The following is a 26,981-nucleotide window of genomic DNA, read 5'->3' as shown; positions in this document are numbered from 1 at the left end:
AGGGAATACCCGTCCGTGACCAGCGGCTGAGCGGCTCACGCCCGCGCACAATGCGGGCCTCCGCAAATTCCTCAGCTCCGCCTTTCTGGGAACTCATCGCCATGCAACGTACCGCTCTTGCTTTCGCCGCTGCCTTGTTGCTGCTGCAATCCACCGAGCCGGCCCAGGCCGCCGCCAGGCCTGCTGCCAAGCAGGCACAGGCCAGCCCGGCCGGCACCCAGGTCTGGGACCTGAGCCAGCTCTACGCCAGCGACGCCGCCTGGGACGCCGAGCGCCTGGCCTTGCTGGCCGAGTTGCCCAAGGTCAAGGCCTTGCAGGGCACGCTGGGCCAGAGCGCGCAAAGCCTGCGCGCGGGCCTGGACCAGATCTCGGCCCTGCGCTTGCGCCTGAATCGCCTGCAGTCCTATGCCTTCCAGAAGGCCGACGAGAACACCCAGAACAGCGAGGCCCAGGCGCGCCGCCAGCTGGCCGATGCCGTGGGCAACCAGTTCGGCGAGGCCGCGTCCTTCGTCAGCGCCGAGGTCGGCGCCCTGGGGGCGCCCAAGGTCGAGGGCTTCCTGGCCGCGGAAGCCGGCCTGGCCAAGCATGGCCAGGGCTTGCGCACCATGCTGCGCCTGGCCGAGCACACGCTCAGCCCCAAGGAAGAGGCCTTGCTGGCCGGCGCCGCCGATCCCCTGCAGCAGCCCGGCGCCATCTACGGCCTCTTGACCAATGCCGATCTGCCCTGGCCCAAGATCAAGATCCGCGGCAAGGAGGTGGTGCTGGACCAGGAGCAGTACACCGCCTACCGCTCGGACGCCGACCCGAAAGTGCGCGAGCAGGTGTTCAAGGCCTTCTGGCCGGTCTACAAAGCGTATGAGCGCACGCTCGGCGCGGTCTATGCGGCCAATCTGCGTGGCACCGTCTTCATGGCCCGGGCGCGCAAATACCCCAGCAGCGTGGCCATGGCCCAGGGCAGCGACAACATCCCCGAGGCCGTGTACCGCAGCCTGGTGCAAGAGGCCAATGCCGGCCTGCCAACGCTGCACCGCTATCTGAAGCTGCGCAGCCAGGTGCTGGGCCTGAAGAAGGCTGGCTACCAGGACATGTATGTGCCCCTTGCCAAGCCCTCGGGCGAATATAGCCAGGCCGAAGCCGAACGTTTGACCCTGGCTGCCCTGCAGCCGCTGGGCGCCGAGTACACGGGCAAGCTGGCCGCGGCCTTCAAGCAGAACTGGATGCACTCGGTGCCGCAGCGCGGCAAGGTTTCGGGCGCCTACATGAACGGCGCGGCCTATGACGTCCACCCCTTCCTGCTGATGAGCTACAACGGCGACTACCTGGGCATGTCCACCCTGGCCCATGAGTGGGGCCATGCAATGCACTCGGTCTACTCGAACGCCAATCAGCCCTTCGAGACGGCCGACTACTCAACCTTCATCGCCGAGATCCCGTCCACTGCCAATGAGCTGCTGCTGGCCGACTACATGATCGCCAACGCCAAGACGCGCGAGGAAAAGATCTTCGCCCTGAGCCAGCAGCTGGAGAACATCCGCAGCACCTTCTTCCGCCAGGCCATGTTTGCGGAGTTCGAGCTGGCCTCGCATGAGGCGGTGGAAAAAGGCGAGGCCGTCACCGGCGAAAGCTTGAGCCAGATCTACCTGGATCTGCTCAAGCGCTACCACGGCGACGCGCAGAACGTGGTCAAGATCGACCCGCTCTATGGCATCGAGTGGGCTTACATCCCGCACTTCTACCGCGACTTCTACGTCTACCAGTACGCCACCTGCGTCAGCGCCGCGGCCTTCTTCGCCGAGGGCATTGGCCAGGGCGACACCGCGCTGCGTGAGCGTTACTTCACCTTGCTGAAGTCGGGCAGTTCGGCCGATGCCTACGCCCTGACCCGCGCCGCCGGCCTGGACCTGGCCACGCCCGAGCCTTACCGCGCGCTGCTGCGCCGCATGAATCGGGCGATCGACCAGCTGGAGACGTTGCTGGCGAAGAAGTAAAAGGAAAAGGAGAAGGCTTGCCGCGCTTCAGAGGGCGGGCGGCAATGCCTTTTGCATGAAGAAGCGCGAGCCGCCCTGCGGGTAGTCCGGCAGCTCGCCGAAGCAGCGGTAGCCCTGCTTCTCGTAGAAGCCCCGGGCCTGGAACTCGAAGGTGTCCAGCCAGGCGCCGTGGCAGCCGCGCGCTTGCGCCTCGGCCTCGGCCATCTGCAGCAGGCGCCGGCCCAGGCCCTGGCCGCGCGCCGCTTCCGGCACCACCAGCAGCTGGGTGAACAGCCAGCCATAGGAGGTGTAGCCCCAGAGTCCGCCCAGCACGGCGCCGCTGCGCGGATCGCGAACGCTGATCACCAGCGGCCGGCTTTGGCTGGGCGCGGCGTGACTCTGGTTGTAGGCCACCAGTGGCTGGACGATGGCCTGGCGCAGCGCTTCGTCGGCCTGTTCGCTGAGCAGCAGCTGCAGGTTTGCGGGCGCACAGGGATCGGCAGGCACGGGCCGGGGCAGCAGATAGAGATTGCGCTCCACCCCGTCGGGAAAGGCCTCGCGACGCAAGACCTGAGCCCCGAGCCGCTGCACCAGCTGGCGCGCTGCGTGGTTGTCATCCTTGGTGTAGGTCTGCACCTGCTCCCAGCCAAACTGCTCGTAGGCATGGGCGATGGCCGCCACCGAGGCCTCCTGCGCCAGACCGCAGCCGCGAAACTCGGGCAGCAGCCACCAGGTTAGCTCGCGCGGCCAGCCGTGACCTTGCCAGTAGCCGCAGACTCCGATCCATTCGCCCGGGCCGTCGGGCTGCCGCAACCGGATGGCCCAGACCCCGAAGCCTTGCAGATGCCAGCTGCCCAGATCGGACGCCAGGCGCGCCCAGGCGGCGGCCGGGCTCAGCGGGCCGTTGTAGAAGGCCGAGGCCTGGGCATCGCTGTAAAAGCGTTCGTACAGCGCGGCGCAATCGGCGCTCAGCGGTTCCAGGCTCAGGCGCTCGGTGTGCAGGGTGGGGATCAGCATGAGGCTTGCGTGTCGGTGTGGATGTGTTGGGTCGCGAAGCTGCGCATGGCCTGCAGGGCGGCATCGAGCGTGGGCGCAAAGTCGGGGCTGGCCGCCATGTCCTGGGCGCTCAAGCGGCTGCGCGTGGCATCCAGCTGCTGGCAGGCGCCCTCGATCAAGCGAGCCGACATGGTGCGGAGGGTTTCCTTCAGAGCCGCATCGGCATGGCTGGCGCGGCACGAGGGGTTGAACACCGCCACCGGTTTGTCGGTGAAGGGGATGTGGCCGACCAGCCAATCGAGCGCGTTCTTGATGACGGACGTGACGCCGTGCGCATATTCTGGGCTGGCGATCAGGAGTACATCGGCCGCGTCCACCGCGCTCCAGAAGGCTTGAACGGCTGGCGGCGCCTGGGCCTCGAGCAGGTCGGGGTTGAACAGCGGCAGCGCGCCCAGACCCTCAAAGTGGCTGAAGCGCAGATCCGGCCCGGCGCGCAGCCGGCTCGCCTCCAGCAAGGCCTTGCACCGCGAGTGTTGGCGCAGGCTGCCGCACAAGGCCAGGACTCGGGGCGAGGCAGTGGGCTGGGTCGACGGCAGCGTTTCTATGGGTGTGTGCGTATGCAAAGGCATTTGAATCATGTAAGGCACCGTTTTGTAGGCGTCGACAGTGGGCTGGCAACGGTGCCGTTAGGGAGTGCTCGCGAACGAACAACATTGGTTAGCATTAAGGGATGCAACACGTCTTTCGATCTTGTTTGCTGACCTTGATGCTCTCCTTCTCAGCCAGCCTTTGCTCTGCTCAGGCGACGATGACTTGGGCCATGCAGGATTTTGCGCCCGTCTCGGTTCCCATCGATGGCAAGCCCGGGTTCGGCATCATCGACGAAACGCTGAAGGCCGTCGTGCGCGAGATGCCTGGCATGGAGCATCGCTATCTGGTGGCCAGTGCCGCGCGCATCTATGCCATGCTCGACGCCGGTGAGCCGATCTGCTTTGTAGGGGGTTTGAGGACGCCCGAGCGCGAGCAGCGCTATTGGCTCAGCGATGTCCGCTTGGTACGCCCGGTCCAGTTGATCGCCCACAAGCGCGTGCGCGACCAGTTGCCTCTCGATGAGGCCGGGCGAGTGCGTTTGCCCGAGCTGCTGGCTCTGCCGGGTGTGCGCGGTGTGTTCGTCCGCAAGCGCAGTTACGGGGCTGCACTGGACTCTGTTTTGAGTCAGCGCCCGGCCGGCGCCAATGTGGCGATGCTGGGCGGCGCCAGTATGGGCGGCAATTTCTTTGAGATGCTGCGGCTGGACCGTGCTGACTACACCATCGACTACGACTTCCTGGTCTTGCATCGCCAGAAGCTGGAAGGGCACAAGTACGAGGACTTGATGATTCTCCCCATCCAAGGCAGTGAAGCCCCGGACGTTGTGGTGGCTGTCTGTCCGCGTACCCCCTGGGGCCGCGAGGCGATTCTGCGCATTGATCGCATCCTTGCGCATTTGGCAAGTATTGCCGGGCTAGGGCTTCCGGACTCTCGGTGGATCAGCCCAGCGGGAGAACGCATGTATGGCCCAGCCATGCGTGCCTTCAATCAGGCCCGGCGGCACTTGACGCCAGGTCTGGGCGCGCCATGAGGGGTGCTCCGAACGGCTCAGCCCCACCGAGCCCCTAAGATCGCGGCATGAAGTTCGCGATCGCCGAGGAAGAACTGGCACTTCTTGAGCAGACTTTGGAGTCTGCTACGCGGGGGGCTCGCGTGCAGGCCATGGTGGAGTTGGTCTGGCACCTGCGGCAACGCGACAGCCTGCGGGCCATGGCCTTGATCGCAGAAGCTGAGCGTCGCTTGGCGTCTCATCCCTTAGAGCCCGAGCAAACTCGCTCCCTTATCGTGCGCCTGTCTTTGGCCGCAAGCGAGATCTCGGCCTTGTTTTCTCGCCTTGACGAGGCCGAAGCTCTGCTGGCCCGGGCGCGTGCACATTTCAGCGTTCAATATGACCCGATCTCTGAGGGCGATGCGTTTCTGATCGAGGCCAGCCTTGCCAAGGCTGGCGGACAGCGAGACCGTGAACTGCATGCGCTGCAGCAAGGAATAAATTGCTTTGCCGATGCGAGTGACCCCCAGCGCAGCGGTATCGCGGCAGGATTGCTACGCTGTGAAGCCAGCGTCAGCACCCTGGATGCCATGCCCACAAGGGAGGGGCTTGCTCCTGCTTCTGTGGCATTGCCGGAGGACGCAGCCTGCCAGGCGCTGGCGCTGTTTGCTCAGGCCTTGCCGCTGAGCTTGCGCGAGCCGGCTGGAGCGGCTGACCTGTTTGCGCGTGCAGGCCGGCTGGCCCACGAAATGGGCATGCTGCGGCTGGCTTGCATTCTGGCGATGAATGAAGGCAATGCCTGGCTGGAACTGGGCGACCTGAGTCAGGCTGCCACTTGCTTTGAAGCTTCTACCGAAATGGCTCGTCGGACTCGATGGCCGGTCTTGGTGGGGACCAGTCAGATTCAAATCGGGCGGGTACTTCGCCACCTGGGCCGATACGAAGAGAGCCGCGCTGTGCTGAGTGATGCCATGACGCTTCTGCGCTTGGCTCCGCCGGGCGGAGTCACAGCCTTTGCTTGCAGCGAGATGGCTTTGACCCTGGCAGGTCTGGATCGATCGCAGGAGGGGCTGGATGTGATGGCAGAAGCCATCCGCTTGCATCGCGAGGCCAAGTCGACCGTCAATCTGGCCAAGCTCCTCGCACGCCAGGCCCGCACTTTGGCCGGGCTCGGGCGCATTGACGAGGCTATGGCTGCTATCGATGAGGCGCAAGTCCTGATCAAGCGCTATGGCTATGCGGCGGTTGCTATCGATGTGAGCGAGGCTTTGGCGGAGGTGCATCGGCATCGCAAACTGCCCGCTCCGGCGGGTATGACTGCGCCAACAGCCACGGTTCATTTTGCACAGACGGCGCTTGACCGCGGCATGAGCATTCCGGGCTGGCAGCCTCCTTCGGCCTTGCTGGCCTTTCTGGCGGATGCATGGGCCGAGGCCGATCACATGGCCCAGGCCTATGCATATCTGCGAATGGCCGGGCTGGCTGGCGCGCAGGACAAGGTCTTGAGCCTCAAGAATCCTCGTGCGGTGCTGCAACTATTGGGTTATGCCACCGGCAAAGATGTGGCGAGCGAAGCCGGGCTTGCCTTGCCTCCGATTGAGTTCACGCATGACCGCAGCGATATCGACTCGACCTTGCCAACGCCTAAGGAACGGGCGGTCTTGCAGCTCCTGGCGCGCCACTACTCCAATCGGGACATCGCGCAGGCACTTGGCGTCAGCGATGAGACCATCAAATGGCATTTGAAGGGCCTGTACAAGAAGCTCTCGGTGAAATCGCGTCGAGAGGCGGTGATGCGGGCCCATACCCTGGGGCTCCTCACAGGAGCCTGAATGCTGTCGTCCCCGTGACTGAGGGGGGTGTCCGACTCTGAGCCGCTTTGGCGGGGGGGTGGGCGGGGGGGGGCGAAGCGAGTTAGACCCGAGTGACGCCATCTGTGCGGGCTCCCAGAATTTGGACCTATCTTCTGAAAGGTCCAAGCCATGCCCCGCGCTCTGCCCAAAGCTTTTGTCCACGCCGCACTGATCAGCGCTGCCATGGCGGCGCATGCCGGCTATGAGTTGAAGGTGTTCGCCCCGCCGGCCAATTACAGCTGGTCTGGCCTTGCCTCCAATGGGGGGGCAGCAGTGTCAGGCGATTCCACCGGCCATCTGTACTACGACTCCGCCAGCGGTGCCCTGTTGAGCGTTGGCGGGAACTCTGCGGCGCAGAATTTTGGTGGCGTTGGCGGCATCAGCGCCAATGGCGGCACATTGAGCGGCAACGCCACGGCGGCCAATGGCTTCAGCCAGGCGGCCACCTTCAACATCGCCACACAAACCTGGACAACGCTGGGCAGCCTGGGGGTCTATTCGAACTCAGCCGTATCCGGTTCGAGCTTGAAGCAGCAGAGCATGGCCTATGCAATGTCCGCTGACGCCAGCACCGTTGTCGGACAAGCCTTCTATTCCGCCGCCGGTACGCCGAGTTCTGTGGCACATGCTGTGGTGTTCAAAAACGGCGGCGTGATTGACCTGACCCCAACTGGCACTTCCGGTGTCGCGAGGGCCTTTGCCGTGAGCGACGAGGGGAGCGTTGTTGCGGGTAGTTTGAGAGTCGGCTCAGCGGGTCAAGATCGCTTGTGGCGTTGGAGCGCTGCGAGCAACGGCTATGTTGTCAGCACACCCACCATCAACAATGCCAGCGGCACCGCCGTCAACATTCAAGTGGCGGCCCTGAGCGCCAACGGCAAATACGGCGCCGGAGGGTCCATGAACGGCCTGGCCACCAACTACGCCCCACCTGGCGCAGGCTACACCATGACGTACAGCCAAGCCACGTTCTGGGATGTCGCCAGCAATTCGGGCACTTTGATCCCCTTTGATGCGGTGCCCGACTACAGCAATCCAGCAGCGGTAGATCTGTTTCGGAACAACAAGGCGGTGGTTACCGGAGTCTCCGACAACGGTCTGGTGATCGGCAGCTTCTCGCTCTTCTTCGCCGGCACGAATGCCAGCATCCTCACAGCCGATACCTGGATCTATGACCACAACAGCGGCGTCACCAAGTCTTTTGACAACTACCTGGTCGACTTGGGGCTGGGTTTAGGCCCGGACAAGCATGTCTGGAGTCTGACTTCGATGGCCGCCGACGGCTCGGCCATCAGCGGCCTCTATTTCGACAAGGTGACCGGCACCAGCTCTAGCTTCATTCTGCACACAACGCCTGTTCCTGAGCCGGCTGCTTGGTTGCTCTTCGCGGTGGCGCTGCCTGTGCTGATGCGACGCGTCAGCAAGCGTCGACACAGCTTGGCCGCCCTCTGAGCTAAGAACCCGACTGGAGATCGAACATGTTCATGCCTCAAAAGTGCACGTTGTTTTTTTCCGCCATGCTGCTGGCTGGTGGCTTGGTCCAAGCCGCTTCGTTCACTCAATTGCCTGGGGGGGCTATCCCTTCGGATGTCAGTGCCGACGGACGAATCGTCGTCGGTGCCAATGCAAGCAACTCGCAGTACTTCATGTGGACTTCCGGCGCAGGCTTAGAGCCCATAGGTGGGCGAGTTGCTGGCAGTGGCATCGGCGGCAGCGCCAGAATTTCAGCTGACGGCAGTCGCGTCAGCGGTACGGCATTCAATGCTGCAAACAACAGCTACGAGATGGCCTTCCGCTCAATGGATACGGGCCAATGGACTTTGTTGGGCGGTATCGGCGGCAGCAATGGCACAAGCCCAGTGGAGGTGTCCGCTGGGTGGGCTATCAGTAACAACGGCCAGCATGTCGCTGGTGCTGCATGGGCTCCTGGAACAGCCTCCGGTCGAGGTCGCGCAACAGTCTGGAGCGAAGGCACCAATAGCCTGATCAATCTCGGCGATTCTGGCTTGTCCTCCGGCAACAACTCGACCCGTGCTGCTGCGGTCAGTGATGATGGCAAGACCGTGGTGGGCTGGGGCAATGGTCGCCGGCCCATGCTGTGGCGCGATGAAGCGGGTGATGGCAACTATATTCGTAGCGAAATCACTTCGTCTTCGGGCGGCGCCTTGAGTGAGGCGACGGACATGTCTTCCGACGGAGCTTGGGTAGTCGGAATCGGCAGCACTGGCAATGCGAAGCAAGCTTGGCGTTGGAGTGCTGCGACCGGCACGGTCAACCTCGGTACTCTGAATTTGGGCTACAACGGATCAGCCTCGGCGGTCAGCGAAGACGGCACCATTGTTCTTGGCTATGAGCGGCCGCAGGCCGGACTTCCCTACCAAGGGTTGGGCTTCATCTGGACCGCAGAAGCGGGAATGCAGAGCTTTGATGCGTATCTAGCCAGTTTCGGAATTGATGTTGGAAACACCTTCAACTTCAGTACGCCGCTGGCGATGTCGTCTGACGGCAAAACCTTCGTAGGTTTTGGCAATCTCAGTGGATCGCCTGCGTCGGTGGGTTTTGTGGTCAGCATCGCAGCAGCAGTGCCTGAGCCTTCGACCTACGCAATGCTGAGCCTTGGTTTGTTGGCTGTGGCCGGGCTGCGCCGATGCCGGAAGGCGGCTTGAACCCCATGCGATTCAAGACTCGCGCGAATCGATGATCGATCAGACGCGTCGCTTCCAGGGCGCATAGCGTTCCTCCGGCCCCTGCGCCAGGCGGGAAGGCAAGACCTGGCCCCCGCCGCTGTGCAGCTGGCGGAACTTCATCATCAGCGGCTGCCAGGCCTCGGCATCGATGCGCTCCGATTGCGCGCCCTGCAGGATGGCCTCGTCCACATGGGCGCTCAGCAGGCGCAGCTCGACCATGCAGCTGGCAATGGGCAGGCGGGGGTCCTGCGTGCCGAAGGGGCGGATGTCCACCACCTGGGCTTCCAGCTGCACCTGGCATTCGCGCACCCGCGGCGGCGCCACCTGCTCCGAGGGCTGGGCGCTCAGGCCGGCCTCGCCGAACTTGTCCGCCACATGGCGGTAGCCCAGCCATTGCTTGTGCAGGGGCAGCTGGGGCGTGCCGGTGCACAAGGCCAGGCGGTTGACGGCCTCGGCATTGGCCTCGCTGGCCAGGTTCAGCACGCACTCGCCCTGGCGTTTCAGATTGAGCAGGGTCTGCGAGCTGCCATCCAGGCCCAGCATGCAGCTCCAGCCCAGCCACCAGGCCGAGGACATGGGTGCCAAGTTGGCGCTGCCGTCTTCGTTCAGGCTGCTGATCAGGACGACGGGCGTGCCCCAGTAGTGGATGGCGGGTTCGATCGTGCGGTGCATGGCGTGTGGCTCCTGGCGCGGGCTGCGCCGATGTGGAGTTGCCAGTCTTCCCGCGAACGGCGGCGCCGTCAGCCCGCTTCTTGCGGTCCGCTCAAATCCAGCGTCATGAAGCACCAGCCGGGGTGCAGATGCTCGGGCACTTCGGCGCCGGGGTAAGGCCCAGCGTCGCGAAATCCTTGGGCCCGGTACAGGCGATGCGCCGCCGCCATGAAAGGCGCGGAATCGAGGTAGAGCTGCTGCAGGCCCAGGTTGCGGGCATCGCCGATCAACTGCTTCACCAAGGCTTCGCCCAGGCCCTGGCCGCGGCTGGCCGGGCGCAGGTAGATGCGTTTGAGGTCGCCCAGCCCAGGCGTCAAGGCGCGCAAGCCGCCCATGCCGGCCAGCTCGCCGCCCAGGTAGGCCAGGTAGAAGCGGCCGCCTGGGGGCTGGCAGATCTCATCGAGATGTTTCGCCACATAGTCCGCCAAGGGCATGCCCAGGGCTTGCTCGGTGGACACGCCCAGATGCAGCTGCAAGTGCTCCATCACCCAGCTCATGTACTCGGTGTTCAGCTGCAGCAAGGCCGCGCGGTCGCGAGCCAGCTCGGCCGGGCGCAGGCTGATGAGGGCGGGCTGCGCCATCAGGAGCCGCTCGCCTGCCAGGCGTAGAGCTGCAGATCGCGGCTGCCGTCGGGGCTGCGAATGATGCGTTCGAACTGCAGGCCGAGTTTGAGCAGCAGCTTCTGCGATGCCTGGTTGTCCAGGCGTGTGGTCGCCAGGATGCGGCGCAGGCCCAAGGCCTCGCGTGCGTCCTGCATCACCGCGCTGGCGGCCTCGAAGGCCAGGCCCTGGCCGGCATGTTCGGGCAGGAAGGCAAAGCCGATGTCGGGGCTGTCCAGATAGTCGCGCTGGGTCAGGCCGCACATGCCTACGGTCACGCCGCTGGAGCGCAAATCAAGCGCACAAAAACCAAAGCCCAGGCGCGCGTAGTTTTCCAGCGCACCTTGCTGCAGATAGCGCTCGGCGTCTTCCAGCGTGTGCACGCCGCGGTCGCCGATGAAGCGCAGCCAGCTGGGCTCGTTCAGCAAGCGCAACATGAAGCCCGCGTCGGCGAGGCGCAAGGGGCGGATGTTCAGGCGTTCGGTGTGCAGGGTCTTCAAGATGCAAATCCTGTGCAGTGGTTCCAGCGATGGCGTTGGTCTGCCAGCCTACCAGCCGACACCCCAGCGCTGCACGCTGAGCGAGGCGACACGCCCAGCAGGCGAGAACTCGACCAGCACCGCCACGTCGTATTCCCTCATGAATCCCTGGCCCAGGCGCCTCTCCAGCACATAGTGCCGCTCGGCCTGGGGCGGCATGCGAACGCAGCACAGCAAGGTCGCGCCGCGGGCGCTGAAGAAGGCCTGCGCCTCGCTCAGGCTGCTGCCCAGAGGCAGGCCGCGGGCGGTCTCCTGCTGCCAATAGGCCAGGCGGGCGTCCAGGTCCGAGCTGGCACAGGCACCCAGTGCCAGCAGCCAGGGCAAGAGGGCGAGCCACAGCAAGCGGACGCGCCGCGGCCGTGGCCCCCTCATGGCGGACCCTCGACGCTCTGAGCTGCCGCCAAGCCCAGAGTCAGGTAGTGCGCCACCTGCTTGCTCGTGATGTCGTCCAAGCTGCGCAGCTTCAGATGGCGGCGCAGCTTGCCGCTGCCTTCAAGCAGCCCGAGCGCATCGGCGATGGCCGCGCCATGGCCGAACTCCAGCGAGACATGCTGGCGGTAGACAAACACGCCGCAGAACTGCGGGCCGCTTGCGAACAACAGGCCGCCGTACTTGATCTCTTCCTCCAGGGGCTGGAACTGGCGCTGCAGCAAGGCGCGCAGCGCCACGGCCAGGCTGTGGCCCTCTTCGTTGAGCAGGCGGATGTCTTCGAGCCAGCGTTCAATCGATTTTGCAGCCATGGCGCGCTTCAGGTGAGTCTGTGTGTCTTGAATGTTAGCCCGTGGCTACTGCCAGCGTGGTGGCAGCAGCCCGGGTGGCCAAGCGCTGCGCTGTGGCTCATGGCGCGTCGCGGTAGAGGGCGGCTGTGCCAGTCGATGTGCGCATCATCTGCAAGAGTTCGCCCCCGAAGCGGCGAATCTCCTCATAGCCCGTGCAGATCTCAAAGCGCGCCCGGCTTTGACTGTCTTCGCGGGCTTGCTCTCGGCTGTCGATATCGGCCAGCTCGACGCGAATGGCGACCGTGCCGGTCAGGCCGAGCGGGTAGACCCGCAGGCCCAGCCAGACATCGGCCAGGCGATAGTGATCTCCGTCGTGCTTCCACTCGCCGCCCTCGAGGCGGATTTCGGTCCCGGCGGGAATGGGGAAGCTGCGGTAGAGGCTCTCGCCAAAGGCCAGCAATTCGGCCTGCTTGAACCAGGCCGACCCGGCCCCCGAAAACGCACCGCACTGGGCTTCGGCAAACAGCTCGCCGCAGCCGTCGCTGTCGTGTTCGTAGCGAAGTTGGAGGTTTTGAGAAAACGGCATGGAAGGTAGTGCAACAAAGGGGCGAGCGCCCGGTGCGCGCAGTGTCTCAGGCTTCAGGTGCGAGCTGGCGCTGGCGCCAGCTCAATGCCAGGCGCTGCTGCTCCTGGATGAAACCGTCCTTGCCGTCCATATAGGCCGCCATATCGTCCGGGTGGGCGGCCGCCAGGCGCTGCTTCAAGGCGCTGTAGGCCTGGGCCGCGTCGCCATGTGCGTTCATATAGTCCCGAAACGCGAGATGGCGATCGATGTGCGGGCTGCCGAGCGCGAAGCTGTGCAGCTGATGGCTGCGCCGGCCGTCCGCTCGGGTCTTGCGGAAATAGCGCCGGCCGGCGATGCCGAACTCGCCCATGACCTCGTAACCCAGCGCATGGATTTGTGCGCAGGCGGGGCCGTCGAGTTCGCTCAGCTCGGCCACCACCAGCAGCATGTCGATGACCGGCTTGGCATGGATGCCGACGATGGCGGTGCTGCCGATGTGGTGCAAGGCCAGCACCTGGCTGCCCAAGGTCTGGCGCAGGCCTTGGGCTTCCGCTTCGAATTGGCGTGGCCATTCGGCGTCATAGGGTTGAACAAGTACTTCCATGCAGGCTCCTCGGGAGCGGTCTTGTTTTGGGCTGCCGGAACCTTGGATCGTTCATGCCGACAGATCGTGTCGCGCATTCTCGCTGCGGCGGCCCAGACTGCAGGGCCTCACGCAGGAGCGCCGACCTCCTTCTCGACCCATCCGCTGAATTTTGAGGTCAGCGGAAGATCTGCATTCGGATCCGCCATGCCAGTTCCTTCAGGCGCTGTCCAGGCCTTGCGCCAGCCTGCCCAGACTCTGACTCAAAGCCCAGCACGGCGGCGTCGCTGGATGCCCATCAGCCCGGCCAATCCGCCCAGCAGCAGCCACACCGAAGCGGGTTCGGGCACCACGGCCGCCGTCGAGAAGGCGATGCCGTCCAGGGTCACCGGCATTTGCGGACTCAGGGCCATGTTCTGGAAGCGAAGCTCTGCGATCTGTCCGGCATAGGCCGAGAGGTCGGCGGCCCAAGCGTTCGGCGATGCGGCTACGCCCGTGAGGGCTTGCCCGTTCACCAACAGCTGCAGCGGACCCGTGCCCAGCCATTGCACAGAGCGCGTATCCAGCGGAATCAGGGCGGTCTGGCTCAGGTAGGCAGGCACCCAGGCGGAGCCCGGGTCCAGGCTCGAGGCATGGCCGCTGGCAAAAGACAGGCTGTAGCGCCCCTGCAGCACGCTCGAGCCCGCCTCGCGATCGAGCAAGGCGTACCAGGGGCTGATCCCGACATGGGGCAGGTCCTGGTAGACGAAGTCGATGTCGCCATTACCGCCGCTTCCGCCGATTCCGCCGTGGCTCCAGCCCGGTGCTGCGGCAGCCCAGCTCAGCAGGCCGGGGACCGGACCTGGTCCGACGCCCGGGTTCGCGGCCTCAAAGTCGAGGTTGCTGAAGCTCTGGGCCCAAAGCCCGGTGCTGCACAGCAGCAGGGCGGTCAGGCTCAGGCATTGGCGCAGCTGAAACATGGCGATACCTCCCAGGGTGGCGCTGGAGCAGAGGCTGCATCATGGCAGCAAGCAGGGCGATCGCCCCCCGGAAAGACACCAAGAAAAAAGCGCCCCGTAGGGCGCTGGTGATCGGTGAAAGCCCGGGTGTCGGGCTCTGCACTGAACGGGTGATTCAGCCTCAGATGCGGCGCGCCAGTTCCTCGGCCTTGCCGGTGTAGCTGCCTGGCGTCATGGCCAGCAAGCGGGTCTTCTCGGCTTCGGGCAGCTCCAGGCCGTTGATGAACTCGCGGATCGACTCGGCCGTGATGGCCTTGCCGCGGGTCAGCTCCTTCAGGCGCTCGTAGGGGTTGGGCAAGGCGTAGCGACGCATCACGGTCTGGATGGGCTCGGCCAGCACTTCCCAGGCGCTGTCCAGGTCTTGCGCCAGCGAGGCTTCGTTGATCTCCAGCTTGTCCAAGCCCTTGAGCAGGGACTCATAACCCAGCACGGCGTAGCCGATGGCCACGCCCATATTGCGCAGCACGGTGGAGTCGGTCAGGTCACGTTGCCAGCGGCTGATCGGTAGCTTCTGGCTCAGATGCGTCAGCAAGGCATTGGCCAGGCCGAAATTGCCCTCGGCGTTTTCGAAGTCGATCGGGTTGACCTTGTGCGGCATGGTCGAAGAACCGATCTCGCCGGCCACCGTGCGCTGCTTGAAATAGCCCAGCGAGACATAACCCCAGACATCGCGTGACCAGTCGATCAGGATGGTGTTCAGGCGCGTGGTCGCGTCGAACAGCTCGGCCATGTAGTCATGCGGCTCGATCTGGATGGTGTAGGGGTTGAAGGTCAGGCCCAGCTGGCCTTCGATGACGCGCTGGCTGAAGCCTTCCCAGTCGAACTCGGGCCAGGCGCTCAGGTGGGCGTTGTAGTTGCCGACGGCACCGTTCATCTTGGCCAGCAGCTTGACCTCGGCGATGCGGGTGCGTGCCGTGCGCAGGCGGGCCACGACGTTGGCGATTTCCTTGCCCACGGTGGTCGGGCTGGCGGTCTGGCCGTGGGTGCGGCTCAGCATGGGCGTGGCCGCGGTGGCGTGGGCCATGGCGCCGAGCTTGGCAATGATGCGGTCGATGGTGGGCAGCAACACGTCCTGGCGTGCGGCCTTGAGCATCAGGCCGTGGCTGGTGTTGTTGATGTCTTCGCTGGTGCAGGCGAAGTGCACGAACTCGCCGGCTGCCTTCAGCTCGGTGCTGGCGTCGAAGCGGGCCTTGAGCCAGTACTCGACGGCCTTGACGTCATGGTTGGTGGTCTTTTCGATGTCCTTGATCGCCTGGGCATCGGCTTCCGAGAAGCGTGCCACCAGGCTGCGCAGCAGGCCGCGCGCGGCTTCGCTCAGGGGCTTGAACTCGCTGAAGCCAGCGTCAGACAGTGCGATGAACCATTCCACCTCGACCTGCACGCGGCGGTGCATCAGGCCGAACTCGGACAGCAGCGGGCGCAGCGGCGCCACGCGTGCGGCGTAGCGGCCATCCAGGGGCGAGAGGGCGCTGATCGAGGAAAGCGAGGCGGTGGACTGGGTGGTCATGGCAGTGGGCGGCTGCGGGCCGCCAGGGCTGATGAGGGGGAGGTGCGATTGCCCGGGCCGCCAGGCTGGCCCTGCTCTCGCAGCGGCCCTCGGCTCGGGAAAAACCCGCAGATTTTAGCCGCTGATGACAGGGCGATGAAAAGCACCGGTGGGCGCTCGAATCGGAGCGCTATCGCCTTGGATTTCAATCCACTTCGATTGGTACTTTGACTACAAATCCGCAAATGATCGTGAAAAATTACCGGGAAACCACCAGCTATCGAATGTAGTTTTACTCCACTAGCATCGCCTCGCCTGAACCCACCGCGGCATGCGGACGGGTGCCCGGGCGCTGCTTCAGCTGGAAGAAACCAAGCAAGGATGCACATGAACACGCACATCGAGACGGCGCCCGCACGGGGCTGGAGTGGTCAGGTACGCAGGGCATTGGCGGGCTTGGCCTTGCTGGTCCTGAGCGCCTGCGGCGGCGGCCAGACGGAGCAGCCCGGGGCGGCGTCCATGAGCCAGGCCACGGCGGCAGCGGCGGATGCCAGCGTGGCCGGGCCGCGCGTGATCGACGCCAACACCACGGTGCTGGTGCCCGTGCCCGCCGTCCCGGTGCCCGACACCCCCCGTGCCAAGGCCGCCGCCGCCCGCGTGGCCACGGCCGCGGGCAGCTCGCTGCGCGTGCACTACCGTCGCGCCGATGGCGACACCAGCGGCTGGCAGCTGCACAGCTGGGGCGCGGCGCAAAGCCCGGCCTGGAACGGCGGCTGGAACGCCAGCGGCAGCGACGATTTCGGCGCCATCTATGACGTGCCCCTGGCTGCCGACAGCGGCACCGTCGGCTACCTGCTGCACAAGGGCGACCGGAAGGACTGGGGCGGCGCCGACCAAAGCTATGAGCTCAAGCCCGGCGCCAATGAGATCTGGCGGGTCGAGGGCGACAACGTCACCTACACCAGCAACCCCTTGGGCCTGCCCGTGCCCAATCTGCACACCGTGCGCGTGCACTACCAGCGCTTCGACGGTGGCTACAGCAACTGGGGCCTGCATCTGTGGAACGGCAGCGGCCTGAATGTGGCCGCGCTGCCGGCCGGCCTGCCGATCGAACAATGGGGTGCGCCCGTGGCTTTCAACGCCATGCCCGGCCATGCAGCCGGCGCGGGCGAGATCGTCTTCGACATCCCCGTGCTCAATCCGCGTGACGATGCCGGCCGCAAGGCCCTGGAGTTCATCATCCACGGCATGGCGCCGAACCAGAACGACAAGGACGGTCGCGACAACAACATCCGCGTCGACTACGCCGGCTTGAAGATCCAGAACCAGGTCGGTGAGATCTGGTTGGTGCAACAGGACGCCACCGTTTACACCGCGCCGCCCGATCTGCGCTCGGTCTCCAGCAGCGACGCCCGCGCCGTCTGGCTCAACCAGCGCCTGCTGCAATGGCCGCGCGTGTTCGCGGCTGCGGCACCGGCTGGCACGGTGGTCAAGCTCTACCACTCGGCCACCGGACAGATCGTGGTGGCCAAGGACGCGCCTGTCAGCGGCGCCGATGGCGCCATCACCCTCGATGCCTTCAGCGGCAATGTGCCGGCGGCCGAGGCCTTGCGTTTCAAGTACGTGGCCGCAGGCGGCGTGTTCCAGGTGCGCGAGGCCGACCTGCCACGCCTGCCGCAGCTGCACACCCAGCAGCTGGTGCTGGTGCAGGAAAACGCGGCCGGCCAGGTGCAGAACGCCAGCACCGCGCAGATCGCCGGGGCGCTCGATGATCTCTACAGCGCCGCCGCCGAGGTGAACGATTACGGCGCCACGGTCAAGAACGGCCGCACCCAGTTCAAGCTCTGGGCGCCCACGGCCCAGGCCGTGCAAGTGATCGTGACCGCACCGAGCAGCAACCCCTTCCTCAGCCGCAGCCAGACCGTGAACCTGCAGCGTGACCCGGCCACCGGCGCCTGGAGCAGCAGCCTGGCCGGTGAGCTGAACGGCCGCAGCTACCGCTATGCCGTGACGGTGTTTGTGCGCGGCGTCGGCCTGGTGCGCAGCCTGGTCACCGATCCCTATTCCCTGGCCCTGACCCTGGGCAGCCAGCAAAGCGTGGTGGCCGATCTGCAAAGCGCCGCCTTCAAGCCGGCCGGCTGGGACGGCAGCCAGCCGCCTGCCACCGTGCAGGCCACGCCGGACATGAGCATCTACGAGCTGCATGTGCGTGACTTCTCGGTCAACGACCCGACCGTGCCGGCCGACAAGCGTGGCAAGTACCTGGCTTTTGCCGAGAACAACTCGAACGGCATGAAGCATCTGCGCACCCTGGCCCAGAGCGGGCTCACGGATGTGCATCTGTTGCCGGTCTTCGACATCGCCAGCGTGCCCGAGAAAGGCTGCGTGACGCCCAATCCCAGCGGCAGCGCCGACGGCGAGGCCCAGCAAGCCCTGGTCAGCGCCACAGCCGGCAGCGACTGCTTCAACTGGGGTTATGACCCTTACCACTTCACTGCGCCGGAAGGCAGCTACGCAAGCAGCGTGGCCGACCCGGCCGCGCGCGTCATCGAATTCCGCCGCATGGTGCAGGCGCTCAACGCCGCCGGCCTGCGCGTGGGCATGGACATGGTCTACAACCACACCAGCGCCTCCGGCCTGAACAGCGCCTCGGTGCTGGACAAGGTGGTGCCCGGCTACTACCACCGCCTGAACGCCACGGGCGGCATCGAGCGCTCCACCTGCTGCGAGAACACCGCGGCCGAGAACCGCATGATGGCCAAGCTGATGATCGACTCGGCCATCGTCTGGGTGCGCGACTATCACATCAGCTCGCTGCGCTTCGACATCATGGGCCACCACCCGCGCTCGGTGATGGTAGACCTCAAGGCCGCCGTCGAACGCGCCAGCGGCCGCCCGGTGCAGATCCTCGGCGAGGGCTGGAACTTTGGCGAAGTGGCCAATGGCGCGCGCTTTGTGCAGGCCGATATGTTGGGACTGAACGGCACCGGCATCGGCAGCTTCAACCCCTTCATCCGCGACGCCGTGCGCGGCGGCAGCTCCTTCGACAACGGCAACAACCAGTTCGCCAACCAGGGCTTCATCAATGGCCTGTTCTATGACGCCAATGCCTTCGGCGGCGGCAAGACCCGGGGCGACCTGATGTGGCATGGCGACCAGATCAAGGCCTCGCTGGCCGGCTCCATCCGCAGCTACGAGCTGCAGACCAGCTGGGATGCGAACCTGCGCCTGGAGCAGATCAATGTTGGTGGCCTGCCCGCCGGCTATGTGCTGGAGCCCGGCGAGGTGGTCAATTACGTGGAGAACCACGACAACACCAGCCTGTTCGACAACAACGTCTTCAAGCTGCCTGCTGGCACCAGCCGCGAGGACCGCGCCCGCGTGCAGGCGCTGGGCATGGCCATCAATGCCTTCAGCCAGGGCGTGGCCTACTTCCATGCTGGCGTGGACACCTTGCGCAGCAAGTCCATGGATCGCAACAGCTATGACTCAGGCGACTGGTTCAACCGCCTGGACTGGAGCTATGCCGACAACAACTTCGGCGTCGGCCTGCCGCCGCAGCGCGACAACGGCGACAACTGGTCGCTCCTGCGCCCGCTGCTGGCCGACCCGCTGATCAAGCCTGCCGCGGCGGACATCGCCTGGACCCGCGATGTCTTCCGCGACCTGCTTGCCATTCGCAAGAGCAGCAGCCTCTTGCGCCTGCGCACGGCCGAGGACATCAAGGCCCGGCTCAAGTTCCACAACACCGGCTCCGCCCAGGAAGCCACGGTGCTGATCGCCCAGATTGACGGCCAGGGCTATGCCGGCGCCGGCTTCCAGGAGCTGGTCTATGCCATCAATGTGGACAAGCAGGCCAAACAGCTGACGGTGCCGGGTCTGCTCGGCCATGCCTTGCAGCTGCACCCGGTGCACCGCGCGGCCGGCGCCGCCGATGCCCGCGCCCGGCAGGCCAGCTTTGATGCGGCCAGCGGTGTGCTGAGTCTGCCGGCGCGCACGGCGGTGGTGTTTGTGCGGCCCTGAGCGACCTTTCAGCGCGGCGTCGGTCGCTCAAGGCGCCGCGTTGAAAAAGGCAATGCGCTCGGCATGCGCCGGGTGGCTGGCAAAGGCCATGGGCATGGGTGACTTGTCCTGGCCGCGTTGTTGTTGATAGGCCGTGAGGCGTTCGAAGAAACGCACCATTACGCGCGGCGAGATGCCGGCTGCCTGCAGCATTTGGCGCGCGTGCAGATCGGCCTCGCGCTCGAATTCGCGCGAGTAGTCGGCCTGCGCCAGCCAGGCCGGCAGGCCGGCCAGCAGGGCCGAGAAATCACCGACCAGCAGCCCGCTCACACCGGCCACCATGCCGGCCTGCAAGGCCAGACGCATGCCGTGGCGATGGCGTACATGGCCGAGCTCATGGGCCAGCACACCGGTGATGATGTCGGGTTCGCCCTCGGCCAGCTCGACCAGGGCATCGGTCAGCACGATGTCGCCGCCGGGCAGGGCAAAGGCATTGGGCCCCAGGGCCTTGGGGCCGGCACGGAAGTGCAGGCGGTAGGCCGGCAGCGGCGCGGCCTGCGGCTCCAGCCCGGCGCGCAGGATTTCGTCGCGGCGCACGGCCGCGGCCACGCGCCGGGTGATTTCCTCCTGCCGTGCCGCGCTCAGCGTGCTGGGCTTGAGCCACTGCCTGTCCATATAGTCCAGAGCTTGCTCTGCGATCTGCTGCTCGGCCGCCGCTGGGATCAGCGCCGCGCCGCGCTCGGCCGTCCACGGAATGCCCCAATGCCAGGCCACGCCGAGCAGACCGGCGCTCAGGAGTGCGCTCAGGCCGACCAGACGCCAGCTGCGCATGAAGCGGACGGTCAGGCTGTCGTGCAGACCCGAGGCCTGCGCCCACGCATCCCATTGTTGACGAGCGCAGGGTGTCAGGTCTTCGCAGAGCACGGCGCCGTCGGGCAACAAGGCCTGGCGCTCACCATGGCGCAGGCGTTCGGGCCAGACCACCTCTCGCAGCGCGTGCTGGCGCAGCATCCTGGTCTGCGTGGAGGGCGGCTCGCCCTCCATATCGCAGGCCTGAATGTGCAGCTGGGTCCGATCCAGCCAGGCCCAGACCGCTTGCGCGCGGGCGCTGCGGCCATCGAAGAGCCGCGCTCTCAGGCGAGGCTCGCCCAACCAGGTCGGGGTCTGCAGTCCAGTGTTCACAAGCCCATGTCCAAACCAAAGAAGTCGCCGGCCGCGTCGCCGCTGGCGTCGTTCGCCTCGGCGCTCAATTGGGCCTGCCAGGCCTCGACATCGCCGCCGACCACCAGATGCACGGCCTCCAAGCGCAGGCGCGCCGTTTTGATGGCGGCGAAGGGGCGGTAAAGGCTGAGCGTCAAGGCGGTCAACAGCCAGTTGCAAACCGTCAAAATCAGCAGGCTGCGGAACTTCAGCTGGCTGGTGAACTGCAAGCGTTCGCTGCGCGTGCCATTCCAGACCAGGTTCTGCAGGCGAGCTGCGAAGTAGGGGCCGATCATCATGAAGTACAGCAGGTAGCCCAGCAGCACGCCGAAGCCAATGGCCACAGGCATCAGTTGTTTGCTCGGCTGAACCAAGGCGACCACCCCGGCGGCCAGCGCACCCGCCACGATCATGGGCAGCAAGGACACCAGCAGACCCTTGAGCACCAGCATGTAGAAACGGCCGACGCCGACGTCCAGCGTGGCGCGCTGGTCGGCATAGCCATAGCCGCCATGCTGATAGCGCTTGATGCTGGCCATGAAATAGGGCGCCAGCAGCACCATCAGGCCCATGCCGGCAAACAGCACGGTGCCGCCGACCCCCAGGTCCTCGCTTGCATGGTCCGGGCCAGAGATGAAGGCGCCGACCATCACCAGAATGCCTGGCAGATAGATGGGCGCGACCGCTAGATAGGCGCCGATCAGGTCGCCATCGAAACGCAGGCGCAGACCGCGCCAGCGGGTGTTGCCCATGCGGAACTGCATGCCCGCGCGCCAGAGTGCCGGCCAGATCGCGCACAGCAAGAGGTAGGCAATCAGACCGGCCAAGGGCGAAAAATGACCGGCCAGGCCGTAGGCGCCCGCCAGCGTCAGCAGCAGCAAGTAGCCGCGAAACATCGGCCAGGGCCGGCCGTGAAAGCTGAGGGCTTGGTCGCCGACGCGGGTGTTGGCGTAGAAGTAGCGCAGGCGACGCACCTTGGCGAAGGGCAGGTAGAGGCTGAGCGTCAGCAGGGTCAGCAGCAGATTGACGATCCAGATGCGAAAGTACTCGCTGCCGGAGCCGGTGAAACGGATCGCGAGTGTCTGTTGCGTGCGCGCAGGCGCGGCGTAGCAGCCAGCGTCGGGCAGTTCTTGCATGTTGGGGGTCCTCTCCCTTGGCGCCTCTCGAACGGAGGCATTCGTCGTTGTTATGCAGCGGCAGCGATCGGCAGCCGCCACGGGCGCGCAGTGTGCCCCAGCCTCGACGAGCCTGGCAACGCACTCCTACCTCAGGGGGAGAGGGTCTGCCCTGATCGGCAAGAGCGGCGGGCACCGATCCTCCGAAGGGGGCGTCAGGTCCGCCACAATGCGGCTCCCGATCAGGGGTGCCGAGCAGGGGATGAGTTGTGCAGCTGAGGACATTGCGACGGAGTGAGGCCGGCCTGGGCATGGCGCTGTGCCTGCTGCTGAGCCTGCTGTTGGCGGCCTGCCGCCCGGCCACGGAGGGTGCCGGCACCCCAGTTGCCCCCGACTCGACCCACTCGACGAGCACTGCGGTGTCCGCAACGGCCCTGCAGCAGGACGCCGAAGCGCTGCTGGCCCTGCACCGGCAGATCATCGTGCTGATGGACGGCGAGGCGGCGCTGCCGGCCGAGCAGCGCCGGGCGGTGGCAGCGGTCGGCCAGATGATGTTCCACGAGCTGCAGCAGCGCAACCAGGCCCTGGTGGCCCGAACCACCGCGAGCCATGAACCGGCCCTGGTCGCAGCCGTGGGCGAGCTGCTGGACCGTATCGAGAGCGAGCCCGATTGGTTCGACGCCGACCGTCTGGCTTTCCGCGAATTCCTGGCCCAGCTGCAGCCCCATCACGCCGCCTCGCAAAGCTTGGCCGGCCTGAAGCTGGCCAAGCGCGCGCAGGAGGATCTACTCGTGTTGGCCGAGGTCGAGCAAGCCTATGAGCAAGAGCTGAAGGACAGCTTCGGCCGCTTCGCCAAGCGCGGCATCGAGCTGAAGCGCGAGAAGTGGCGCGACTACCTGGCCAAGCTGGGCCGGCTCTACAGCCGTGAGCAGATCATGAAGGCGCATCAGGGCGGCCCCTCGGCCGAGGCGCTGGCCCTGCCGCCGGCTGGGGCGCCACCAGAAGCTGCGGCCGAGCCCGCCGATCCCGCGGCCAGCGGACTGCGTGGCAAGGCCAGCAAGCCCGGCAAGGACACAAAAGAAGACGGCCGCGAGCTCTTCGGCCTGGGACTGCCCGCCAAGACGGTGCTGCTGACCTTCGACGACGGCCCGCATGGCCGCTACACCGACGAGATCCTGGCCATCCTGAAGCGCTACGAGGCGCGGGCGGTGTTTTTCCAGCTGGGGCAGAACCTGGGCCGTGTCGACGCCAAGGGTCAGGTCTTGCCTGGGGCCGGCAGCCAGGTCGCGCGGCGGGTGCTGGCGGCCGGCCATGTGCTGGCCAACCACAGTTACAGCCATGGCCTGATGTCCAAGTTTGAGCCGGGCAAGGTGCGCAGCGAGGCGGCCGATACCGAGGCTTTGCTGGACGGCGCCGGTCGCAGCGGCGCGCCCTTGTTCCGCTTTCCCTACGGCGCCCGCAACGAGGCGGCGCTGAGCACCATTGAGGCGCTCAAGCTTCGCTCGATGATGTGGACTGTCGATTCGCTGGATTGGTCTGACCCCATCCCCAAGTCCATTGCCGCCCGCGTGCTGGGCGAGCTGGAACGGCGCCAGCGCGGCATCGTGCTCTTCCATGACATCCATGCCCGCACGGTGCAAGCCCTGCCGCTGATCCTGGATCAGCTGCACGCCGAGGGCTACCAGTTCGCCCGCTGGAGCGAGGACGGCCGCATCCTCAGCCCCGAAGCCCGGCCGGCCACGGCGTCCGCCGATGGTGCTGCCGAGGCGCCGCTCAGTGGCACCAATCTTTACCGCGACAGCCATGCGCTGATCATCGGCATCGACCAGTACCAGCGCTGGCCACGCCTGGCCCATGCCGGCCGCGACGCCCGGGTGATGCGCGACACGCTGCAGAAGAACTTCGGCTTTCCCGCCGAGAACATCAGCCTGCTGCTGGACGGCGAGGCCACGCGCGCCAACATCCTGCGGGCGCTGAACGGCCTGGTCAATGCCCGCCAGGGCGAAGGCCGGCGGGTGCGCCGTGACGACCGGGTCTTCGTCTTTTTCGCCGGCCATGGCAGCACGCGCCGCCTGCCCAGCGGGCGGGAGATCGGCTATGTGATCCCGGTCGATGCCGGTCTCGATGATCTGCAGACCGATGCCATCGCCATGCCGCAGCTGCAGGAGGTCGGCGAGGCCCTGGCCGCCAAGCATGCGCTGTTCATCATCGATGCCTGCTACTCCGGCCTGGGTCTGACCCGCGCTGGCGCGGCCGGCGGCAGCGCCAACTTCATACGCGACAACGCCCGCCGCATGGGCCGGCAAATGATGACGGCCGGCGGTGCCGACCAGCAGGTGGCCGATGACGGCCCGGGCGGCCATTCGGTCTTCACCTGGACCCTGCTGCAAGCCTTGACCGGCAAGGCTGATCTGAATGGAGACGGCCTGATCACCGGCACCGAGCTGGCCGCCTATGTGGCGCCGGCGGTGGCGTCGATCGCGCGGCAGACGCCGGCTTTCGGCAGCCTGCCCGGCTCCGAGGGCGGCGAGTTCGTGTTCGAGCTGGCCGCCAATGAGCAAAGCCTGAGCAGCGACAGTGCGCAGTTGGACGCCGCGGCCAGCCGCCTGGCCAAGCGCATTGACGAGGCTGGTGTGGCCCAGCCTCAGGCCAGCTCGGCCAGCGGCCCGGCCGTGGCCTCCGTGCTGGTCAAGGGCCTGGACGGCCGGGACGTGGCGCTGGCGCCGCCGAGTGCCCGCGTCGACCCCGGTGCCCGCATCGCCGCCCAGCGTGCCAATGACCGGGGCCTGCAGCTCTACAAGGAGCGCCGCTACGAGGAGGCCGAAGCCGCCTTCGCCGAAGCGCTGCGCCTGCAGCCGCGTTTCGCCCTGGCGGCCAACAATCTGGGTTTCATTTTCTACAAGCGCTCGCGCCCGCAAGAGGCCGCGCGCTGGTACGAGAAGGCGCTGGAGATGGACGGCAGCCGTGCGCTGGCCTGGCTCAATCTCGGCGACGCGCGCCTGCTGGCCGGCGACGAGTCCGGCGCGCTGAAAGCCTATGCGGCCTTTGTTGCGCTCTCGCCCAAGCATGGCCGGGCCGATGCGCTGCGAGCCTGGATTGCCCAGCCGGACGCGGCTCACCGGCCGCAGCCGGCTCAGCCCTGACCTTGGCGCGGGGCTGTCAGCGCGCTCAGTCGCGGCCGAGAGTGGCCGCGCGGCGGGCCTGCCACTCCGGCCGCAGCAGGCCGAAGACCTCGCTGTCGAGGTAGAGGCCGTTGATGAAGATCACGCCGCGCAGCCGGCCCTCGAACTGCAGGCCGGCTTTCTCGGCCACCCGGCGCGAGGCCAGATTGCCCGGCGCCAGGGCCGCGCAGACACGGTGGACTTCGAAGTTATGAAACACATGGTCGATCAGGGCGCGCGCAGCGGCCGTGCCCCAGCCCTGGCCGCGGCGGGCTGGGTCGTCGATCTTCCAGCCCAGCTCGCGGGCGCTGGAGTAACGGTGGGCCAGGAAATGTGAGGCGGAGCCGATCGGCTCACCGCTGTCAGCCTCGCAGACGACCAGACGCTCGGCCTCGTTGCTGGAGAAGCCATCTTCGGCAAAGCGCTTCTTGAAGAACTGCGGGCCGCGCATCATCGAACCTTCGAACTCATTGCGTTCGCTCAGGTCGGCGGCCTGTGCGGCAATGCGCGGCAGGTCGTCCTCGTTGACCGGGCGCAGCAGCACGCGCGGCGTGGAAGTGATGGGGTTCGAGGACGGTGTCGGGTTCATGCGGCAATCTCGCTTCCGGTGAGTCAGTTCAGCTGTGCTTGCGGTGGCGTTCCAGGGATTTGCGGATCTTGGCCGCGTCGGCCAGGCGTTCGGCCGAGCCGTCGCTGTCGAGCAGCACCACGGTCAGGTCCTGGCCGGTCTTGTCTTTCAGACGCAGGGCCAGGCAGCGGCCGGCTTCCTCGGTGTAGCCGGTCTTGGACAGGCGGATGTCCCAGCCCTTGCGGCCGACCAGGCGGTTGGTGTTGCGGAACTCGACCGGCCGGCCGCTGATCAGCACCTTCTCCTTGGCGTCGCTGCTGATCTTGCTGATCTGCGGGTAGCGCGCGGCGGCGGCGATGATCTTGGCCATCTCGGCTGCGGTGGAGCGGTTGCGTGAGGACAAGCCGGTGGGTTCGGCGATCTCGGTGCGCGTCAGGCCGAGCGCGCGAATCTTGGCGTGCACCGCCTGATCGAAGGCCGGCAGGCCACCCGGCAGTGTGCGGGCCAGGGCGGCGGCAGCGCGGTTGTCCGAGGACATCAGGGCCAGGTGCAGGGCCGCGCCGCGCGTCATCTGGGCGCCCACGGGCACGCGCGAGGGGCTGTGCTTGAGGGTGTCTACGTCCTCCCGCTGGATGCGGATGCGCGCCTTCAGGTCGGCCTTGGTATCGAGCACCACCATGGCCGTCATCAGCTTGGTCAGCGAGGCGATCGGCACCTGGGTGTCGGCATCCTTGGCCATCAGCACCTTGCCGCTGCCGTTCTCCAACACCAGGGCATGGCGGGCATTGACGGGCAGCTGCAGCGGCGCTTCAGGCGATTTGGCGAGGGCGGTGCTGGCGATCAGGCTCAGCAGCACGAGTGCGCTGTGTTGGCGCCAGGCAGAGTGCGCGGCAGGGCGAGAAGAGGTGGCGGCGTGGGACAGCAAGTGGGCCTCGGGCAGGACGGGAGCATGAAGCCTCTATTCTGCTTGGCTCCAAGGCGTCCGGCAGGGAGGATGCCGGGGCTCAGGGCGTGGACCGGCCCAGCATGCGGCGCAGGCTGGCGTCGCGGTCGAGCACGTGGTGCTTGAGTGCCCCGGCCACATGGAGCAGTACGGCGGCGATCAGCACATAGCCGATGATGCTGTGCAGGCTGTGGGCCAGCTCGCTCAGTCCGGCGTTCAGGGGCAGCACCTCGCCGGGCTTGTTCGGGTCGAGCCGGTGCTCCATCAAGGTCAGGCCGAAGATGCCGAAGCCATGTCCGCTGGCCCCTGAAAAGATCATGCCGCTGATGGGCATGGCCAGGGTGCTGAGCAGCAGCAGCCAGTGCACCGCCTTGGCGAGGGTCTGCTGCAGGGCCGAGGCCTGGCCGGTGGGGGTCGGCCAGCCTTCCTTGAGCCGCCATGCCGCGCGCAGCACGGCCAGCAGCAGCACCAGAATGCCGACCGATTTGTGGATGGGGTAGAGGGCCCAGACTTCGAACTCGGCCATATAGAGGCCGACGGATGTGAGGCCGATCATGGCCAGCGCCATCAGCCAGTGCAGGGTGACGGTGGTGCGGCTCAGGGGTGCGGTGGCGGTGTTCATGTGGGGCAGGGGCGCGGCAGCCGGGGTGAGGTTGAGGGTGGGCGATTCTGGCCCCGGGGCGGGCGCTGGCACGAAGGTCATGGGGCGAGGG

Annotated in this window: 23 protein-coding genes and 1 pseudogene; 7 read left to right on the top strand and 17 right to left on the bottom strand. The window is 66.2% G+C overall.

The features are described from left to right. Positions 1-101: 101 nt before the first annotated feature. On the top strand, positions 102-1,988 hold the full coding sequence (gene pepF / locus LNV28_RS04150) for an oligoendopeptidase F (RefSeq protein WP_263516356.1): 1,887 nt from the start codon (positions 102-104) through the stop codon (positions 1,986-1,988). Positions 1,989-2,015: 27 nt separating this feature from the next. On the opposite strand, the gene LNV28_RS04145 is transcribed toward pepF, so the two are convergent. From LNV28_RS04145 to LNV28_RS04135, 3 genes and pseudogenes are all read right to left on the bottom strand, one after another. Beyond that, positions 2,016-2,444: a GNAT family N-acetyltransferase gene (locus tag LNV28_RS04145; RefSeq protein ID WP_263517137.1), complete on the bottom strand. Its 429-nt coding sequence runs from the start codon at positions 2,442-2,444 to the stop codon at positions 2,016-2,018. Between the two features lie 105 nt (positions 2,445-2,549). After that, positions 2,550-2,984, bottom strand: a pseudogene (locus LNV28_RS04140) (GNAT family N-acetyltransferase); the annotation flags it as partial. After that, positions 2,978-3,592 carry an NADPH-dependent FMN reductase gene (locus LNV28_RS04135; RefSeq protein ID WP_263516357.1) on the bottom strand — a complete coding sequence of 205 codons (615 nt, stop codon included), beginning with the start codon at positions 3,590-3,592 and terminating at the stop codon, positions 2,978-2,980. The gene LNV28_RS04135 and the pseudogene LNV28_RS04140, both read right to left, overlap by 7 nt. Positions 3,593-3,693: 101 nt before the next feature. Between LNV28_RS04135 and LNV28_RS04130 the strand changes: the two genes are divergently transcribed. From LNV28_RS04130 to LNV28_RS04115, 4 genes are all read left to right on the top strand, one after another. After that, positions 3,694-4,584 carry a TIGR02285 family protein gene (locus LNV28_RS04130; protein WP_318013823.1) on the top strand — a complete coding sequence of 297 codons (891 nt, stop codon included), beginning with the start codon at positions 3,694-3,696 and terminating at the stop codon, positions 4,582-4,584. A 47-nt stretch (positions 4,585-4,631) separates the two neighbouring features. Beyond that, positions 4,632-6,374 (top strand): LuxR family transcriptional regulator, encoded by a 1,743-nt coding sequence (locus tag LNV28_RS04125; RefSeq protein WP_263516359.1) that lies wholly within the window; start codon positions 4,632-4,634, stop codon positions 6,372-6,374. A gap of 204 nt (positions 6,375-6,578) precedes the next feature. Continuing rightward, complete coding sequence (locus tag LNV28_RS04120; protein WP_263516360.1) at positions 6,579-7,844, top strand: hypothetical protein; 1,266 nt, start codon at positions 6,579-6,581, stop codon at positions 7,842-7,844. Positions 7,845-7,870: 26 nt separating this feature from the next. Continuing rightward, positions 7,871-9,058 carry a PEP-CTERM sorting domain-containing protein gene (locus LNV28_RS04115; protein WP_263516361.1) on the top strand — a complete coding sequence of 396 codons (1,188 nt, stop codon included), beginning with the start codon at positions 7,871-7,873 and terminating at the stop codon, positions 9,056-9,058. Between the two features lie 39 nt (positions 9,059-9,097). On the opposite strand, the gene LNV28_RS04110 is transcribed toward LNV28_RS04115, so the two are convergent. The 9 genes from LNV28_RS04110 to purB all read right to left on the bottom strand — a co-directional run bounded on the left by LNV28_RS04110 (position 9,098) and on the right by purB (position 15,300). Continuing rightward, positions 9,098-9,751: a flavin reductase family protein gene (locus LNV28_RS04110; protein ID WP_263516362.1), complete on the bottom strand. Its 654-nt coding sequence runs from the start codon at positions 9,749-9,751 to the stop codon at positions 9,098-9,100. Between the two features lie 68 nt (positions 9,752-9,819). After that, on the bottom strand, positions 9,820-10,371 hold the full coding sequence (locus LNV28_RS04105) for a GNAT family N-acetyltransferase (protein WP_263516363.1): 552 nt from the start codon (positions 10,369-10,371) through the stop codon (positions 9,820-9,822). Beyond that, a complete protein-coding gene (locus tag LNV28_RS04100) occupies positions 10,371-10,889 on the bottom strand; it encodes a GNAT family N-acetyltransferase (protein WP_263516364.1) in 519 nt (172 codons plus the stop codon). Before LNV28_RS04100 ends, LNV28_RS04105 begins: the two co-directional genes overlap by 1 nt. A gap of 48 nt (positions 10,890-10,937) precedes the next feature. After that, positions 10,938-11,270 (bottom strand): hypothetical protein, encoded by a 333-nt coding sequence (locus LNV28_RS04095; RefSeq protein WP_263516365.1) that lies wholly within the window; start codon positions 11,268-11,270, stop codon positions 10,938-10,940. Positions 11,271-11,296: 26 nt separating this feature from the next. Beyond that, entirely contained in the window at positions 11,297-11,668 is a 372-nt protein-coding gene (locus tag LNV28_RS04090) for a DUF1801 domain-containing protein (RefSeq protein WP_263516366.1), read from the bottom strand. A 97-nt stretch (positions 11,669-11,765) separates the two neighbouring features. Then, a complete protein-coding gene (locus tag LNV28_RS04085) occupies positions 11,766-12,233 on the bottom strand; it encodes a hypothetical protein (protein ID WP_263516367.1) in 468 nt (155 codons plus the stop codon). 46 nt (positions 12,234-12,279) lie between these two features. Continuing rightward, positions 12,280-12,816, bottom strand: a complete 537-nt coding sequence (locus LNV28_RS04080; RefSeq protein ID WP_263516368.1) for a GrpB family protein — start codon at positions 12,814-12,816, stop codon at positions 12,280-12,282. 242 nt (positions 12,817-13,058) lie between these two features. Next, positions 13,059-13,754 (bottom strand): VPLPA-CTERM sorting domain-containing protein, encoded by a 696-nt coding sequence (locus LNV28_RS04075; RefSeq protein ID WP_263516369.1) that lies wholly within the window; start codon positions 13,752-13,754, stop codon positions 13,059-13,061. A gap of 160 nt (positions 13,755-13,914) precedes the next feature. Then, positions 13,915-15,300 (bottom strand): adenylosuccinate lyase, encoded by a 1,386-nt coding sequence (gene purB, locus LNV28_RS04070; protein ID WP_263516370.1) that lies wholly within the window; start codon positions 15,298-15,300, stop codon positions 13,915-13,917. Between the two features lie 366 nt (positions 15,301-15,666). On the opposite strand from purB, the gene LNV28_RS04065 reads away from it, so the two are divergent. After that, complete coding sequence (locus tag LNV28_RS04065; RefSeq protein WP_263516371.1) at positions 15,667-19,302, top strand: alpha-1,6-glucosidase domain-containing protein; 3,636 nt, start codon at positions 15,667-15,669, stop codon at positions 19,300-19,302. 27 nt (positions 19,303-19,329) lie between these two features. Here LNV28_RS04065 and LNV28_RS04060 read toward each other — a convergent pair whose 3' ends face one another. Beyond that, positions 19,330-20,463, bottom strand: a complete 1,134-nt coding sequence (locus LNV28_RS04060) for a M48 family metallopeptidase (RefSeq protein WP_263516372.1) — start codon at positions 20,461-20,463, stop codon at positions 19,330-19,332. Beyond that, complete coding sequence (locus LNV28_RS04055; RefSeq protein WP_263516373.1) at positions 20,460-21,617, bottom strand: YjgN family protein; 1,158 nt, start codon at positions 21,615-21,617, stop codon at positions 20,460-20,462. Before LNV28_RS04055 ends, LNV28_RS04060 begins: the two co-directional genes overlap by 4 nt. Before the next feature lie 290 nt (positions 21,618-21,907). On the opposite strand from LNV28_RS04055, the gene LNV28_RS04050 reads away from it, so the two are divergent. After that, positions 21,908-24,739, top strand: a complete 2,832-nt coding sequence (locus tag LNV28_RS04050; RefSeq protein WP_263516374.1) for a polysaccharide deacetylase family protein — start codon at positions 21,908-21,910, stop codon at positions 24,737-24,739. Between the two features lie 25 nt (positions 24,740-24,764). Here the strand turns inward: LNV28_RS04050 and LNV28_RS04045 are convergent, their stop codons facing one another. The 3 genes from LNV28_RS04045 to LNV28_RS04035 form a co-directional block, all read right to left on the bottom strand. Beyond that, positions 24,765-25,346 carry a GNAT family N-acetyltransferase gene (locus LNV28_RS04045; RefSeq protein ID WP_263516375.1) on the bottom strand — a complete coding sequence of 194 codons (582 nt, stop codon included), beginning with the start codon at positions 25,344-25,346 and terminating at the stop codon, positions 24,765-24,767. Between the two features lie 28 nt (positions 25,347-25,374). Beyond that, positions 25,375-26,181, bottom strand: coding sequence for a serine hydrolase (locus tag LNV28_RS04040; protein ID WP_263516376.1), 807 nt, complete (start codon positions 26,179-26,181; stop codon positions 25,375-25,377). Between the two features lie 148 nt (positions 26,182-26,329). After that, a complete protein-coding gene (locus LNV28_RS04035; RefSeq protein WP_263516377.1) occupies positions 26,330-26,890 on the bottom strand; it encodes a cytochrome b in 561 nt (186 codons plus the stop codon). Positions 26,891-26,981: the final 91 nt, after the last annotated feature.

The sequence above is a fragment of the Paucibacter sp. DJ2R-2 genome (genome assembly GCF_025717675.1).
Classification (GTDB): domain Bacteria; phylum Pseudomonadota; class Gammaproteobacteria; order Burkholderiales; family Burkholderiaceae_C; genus Paucibacter_A.
Note: the sequence above shows the minus strand (reverse complement) of the source record. Positions and strands in the feature narration are given on the sequence as shown.

Coding starts and splice junctions, on each gene's coding strand:
- pepF (WP_263516356.1), top strand. CDS start 102: ATGCAACGTACCGCTCTTGCTTTCGCCGCTGCCTTGTTGCTGCTGCAA.
- LNV28_RS04135 (WP_263516357.1), bottom strand. CDS start 3,592: ATGCCTTTGCATACGCACACACCCATAGAAACGCTGCCGTCGACCCAG.
- LNV28_RS04130 (WP_318013823.1), top strand. CDS start 3,694: ATGCAACACGTCTTTCGATCTTGTTTGCTGACCTTGATGCTCTCCTTC.
- LNV28_RS04125 (WP_263516359.1), top strand. CDS start 4,632: ATGAAGTTCGCGATCGCCGAGGAAGAACTGGCACTTCTTGAGCAGACT.
- LNV28_RS04120 (WP_263516360.1), top strand. CDS start 6,579: ATGGCGGCGCATGCCGGCTATGAGTTGAAGGTGTTCGCCCCGCCGGCC.
- LNV28_RS04115 (WP_263516361.1), top strand. CDS start 7,871: ATGTTCATGCCTCAAAAGTGCACGTTGTTTTTTTCCGCCATGCTGCTG.
- LNV28_RS04110 (WP_263516362.1), bottom strand. CDS start 9,751: ATGCACCGCACGATCGAACCCGCCATCCACTACTGGGGCACGCCCGTC.
- LNV28_RS04105 (WP_263516363.1), bottom strand. CDS start 10,371: ATGGCGCAGCCCGCCCTCATCAGCCTGCGCCCGGCCGAGCTGGCTCGC.
- LNV28_RS04090 (WP_263516366.1), bottom strand. CDS start 11,668: ATGGCTGCAAAATCGATTGAACGCTGGCTCGAAGACATCCGCCTGCTC.
- LNV28_RS04085 (WP_263516367.1), bottom strand. CDS start 12,233: ATGCCGTTTTCTCAAAACCTCCAACTTCGCTACGAACACGACAGCGAC.
- LNV28_RS04080 (WP_263516368.1), bottom strand. CDS start 12,816: ATGGAAGTACTTGTTCAACCCTATGACGCCGAATGGCCACGCCAATTC.
- LNV28_RS04075 (WP_263516369.1), bottom strand. CDS start 13,754: ATGTTTCAGCTGCGCCAATGCCTGAGCCTGACCGCCCTGCTGCTGTGC.
- purB (WP_263516370.1), bottom strand. CDS start 15,300: ATGACCACCCAGTCCACCGCCTCGCTTTCCTCGATCAGCGCCCTCTCG.
- LNV28_RS04065 (WP_263516371.1), top strand. CDS start 15,667: ATGAACACGCACATCGAGACGGCGCCCGCACGGGGCTGGAGTGGTCAG.
- LNV28_RS04055 (WP_263516373.1), bottom strand. CDS start 21,617: ATGCAAGAACTGCCCGACGCTGGCTGCTACGCCGCGCCTGCGCGCACG.
- LNV28_RS04050 (WP_263516374.1), top strand. CDS start 21,908: ATGGCGCTGTGCCTGCTGCTGAGCCTGCTGTTGGCGGCCTGCCGCCCG.
- LNV28_RS04045 (WP_263516375.1), bottom strand. CDS start 25,346: ATGAACCCGACACCGTCCTCGAACCCCATCACTTCCACGCCGCGCGTG.
- LNV28_RS04035 (WP_263516377.1), bottom strand. CDS start 26,890: ATGAACACCGCCACCGCACCCCTGAGCCGCACCACCGTCACCCTGCAC.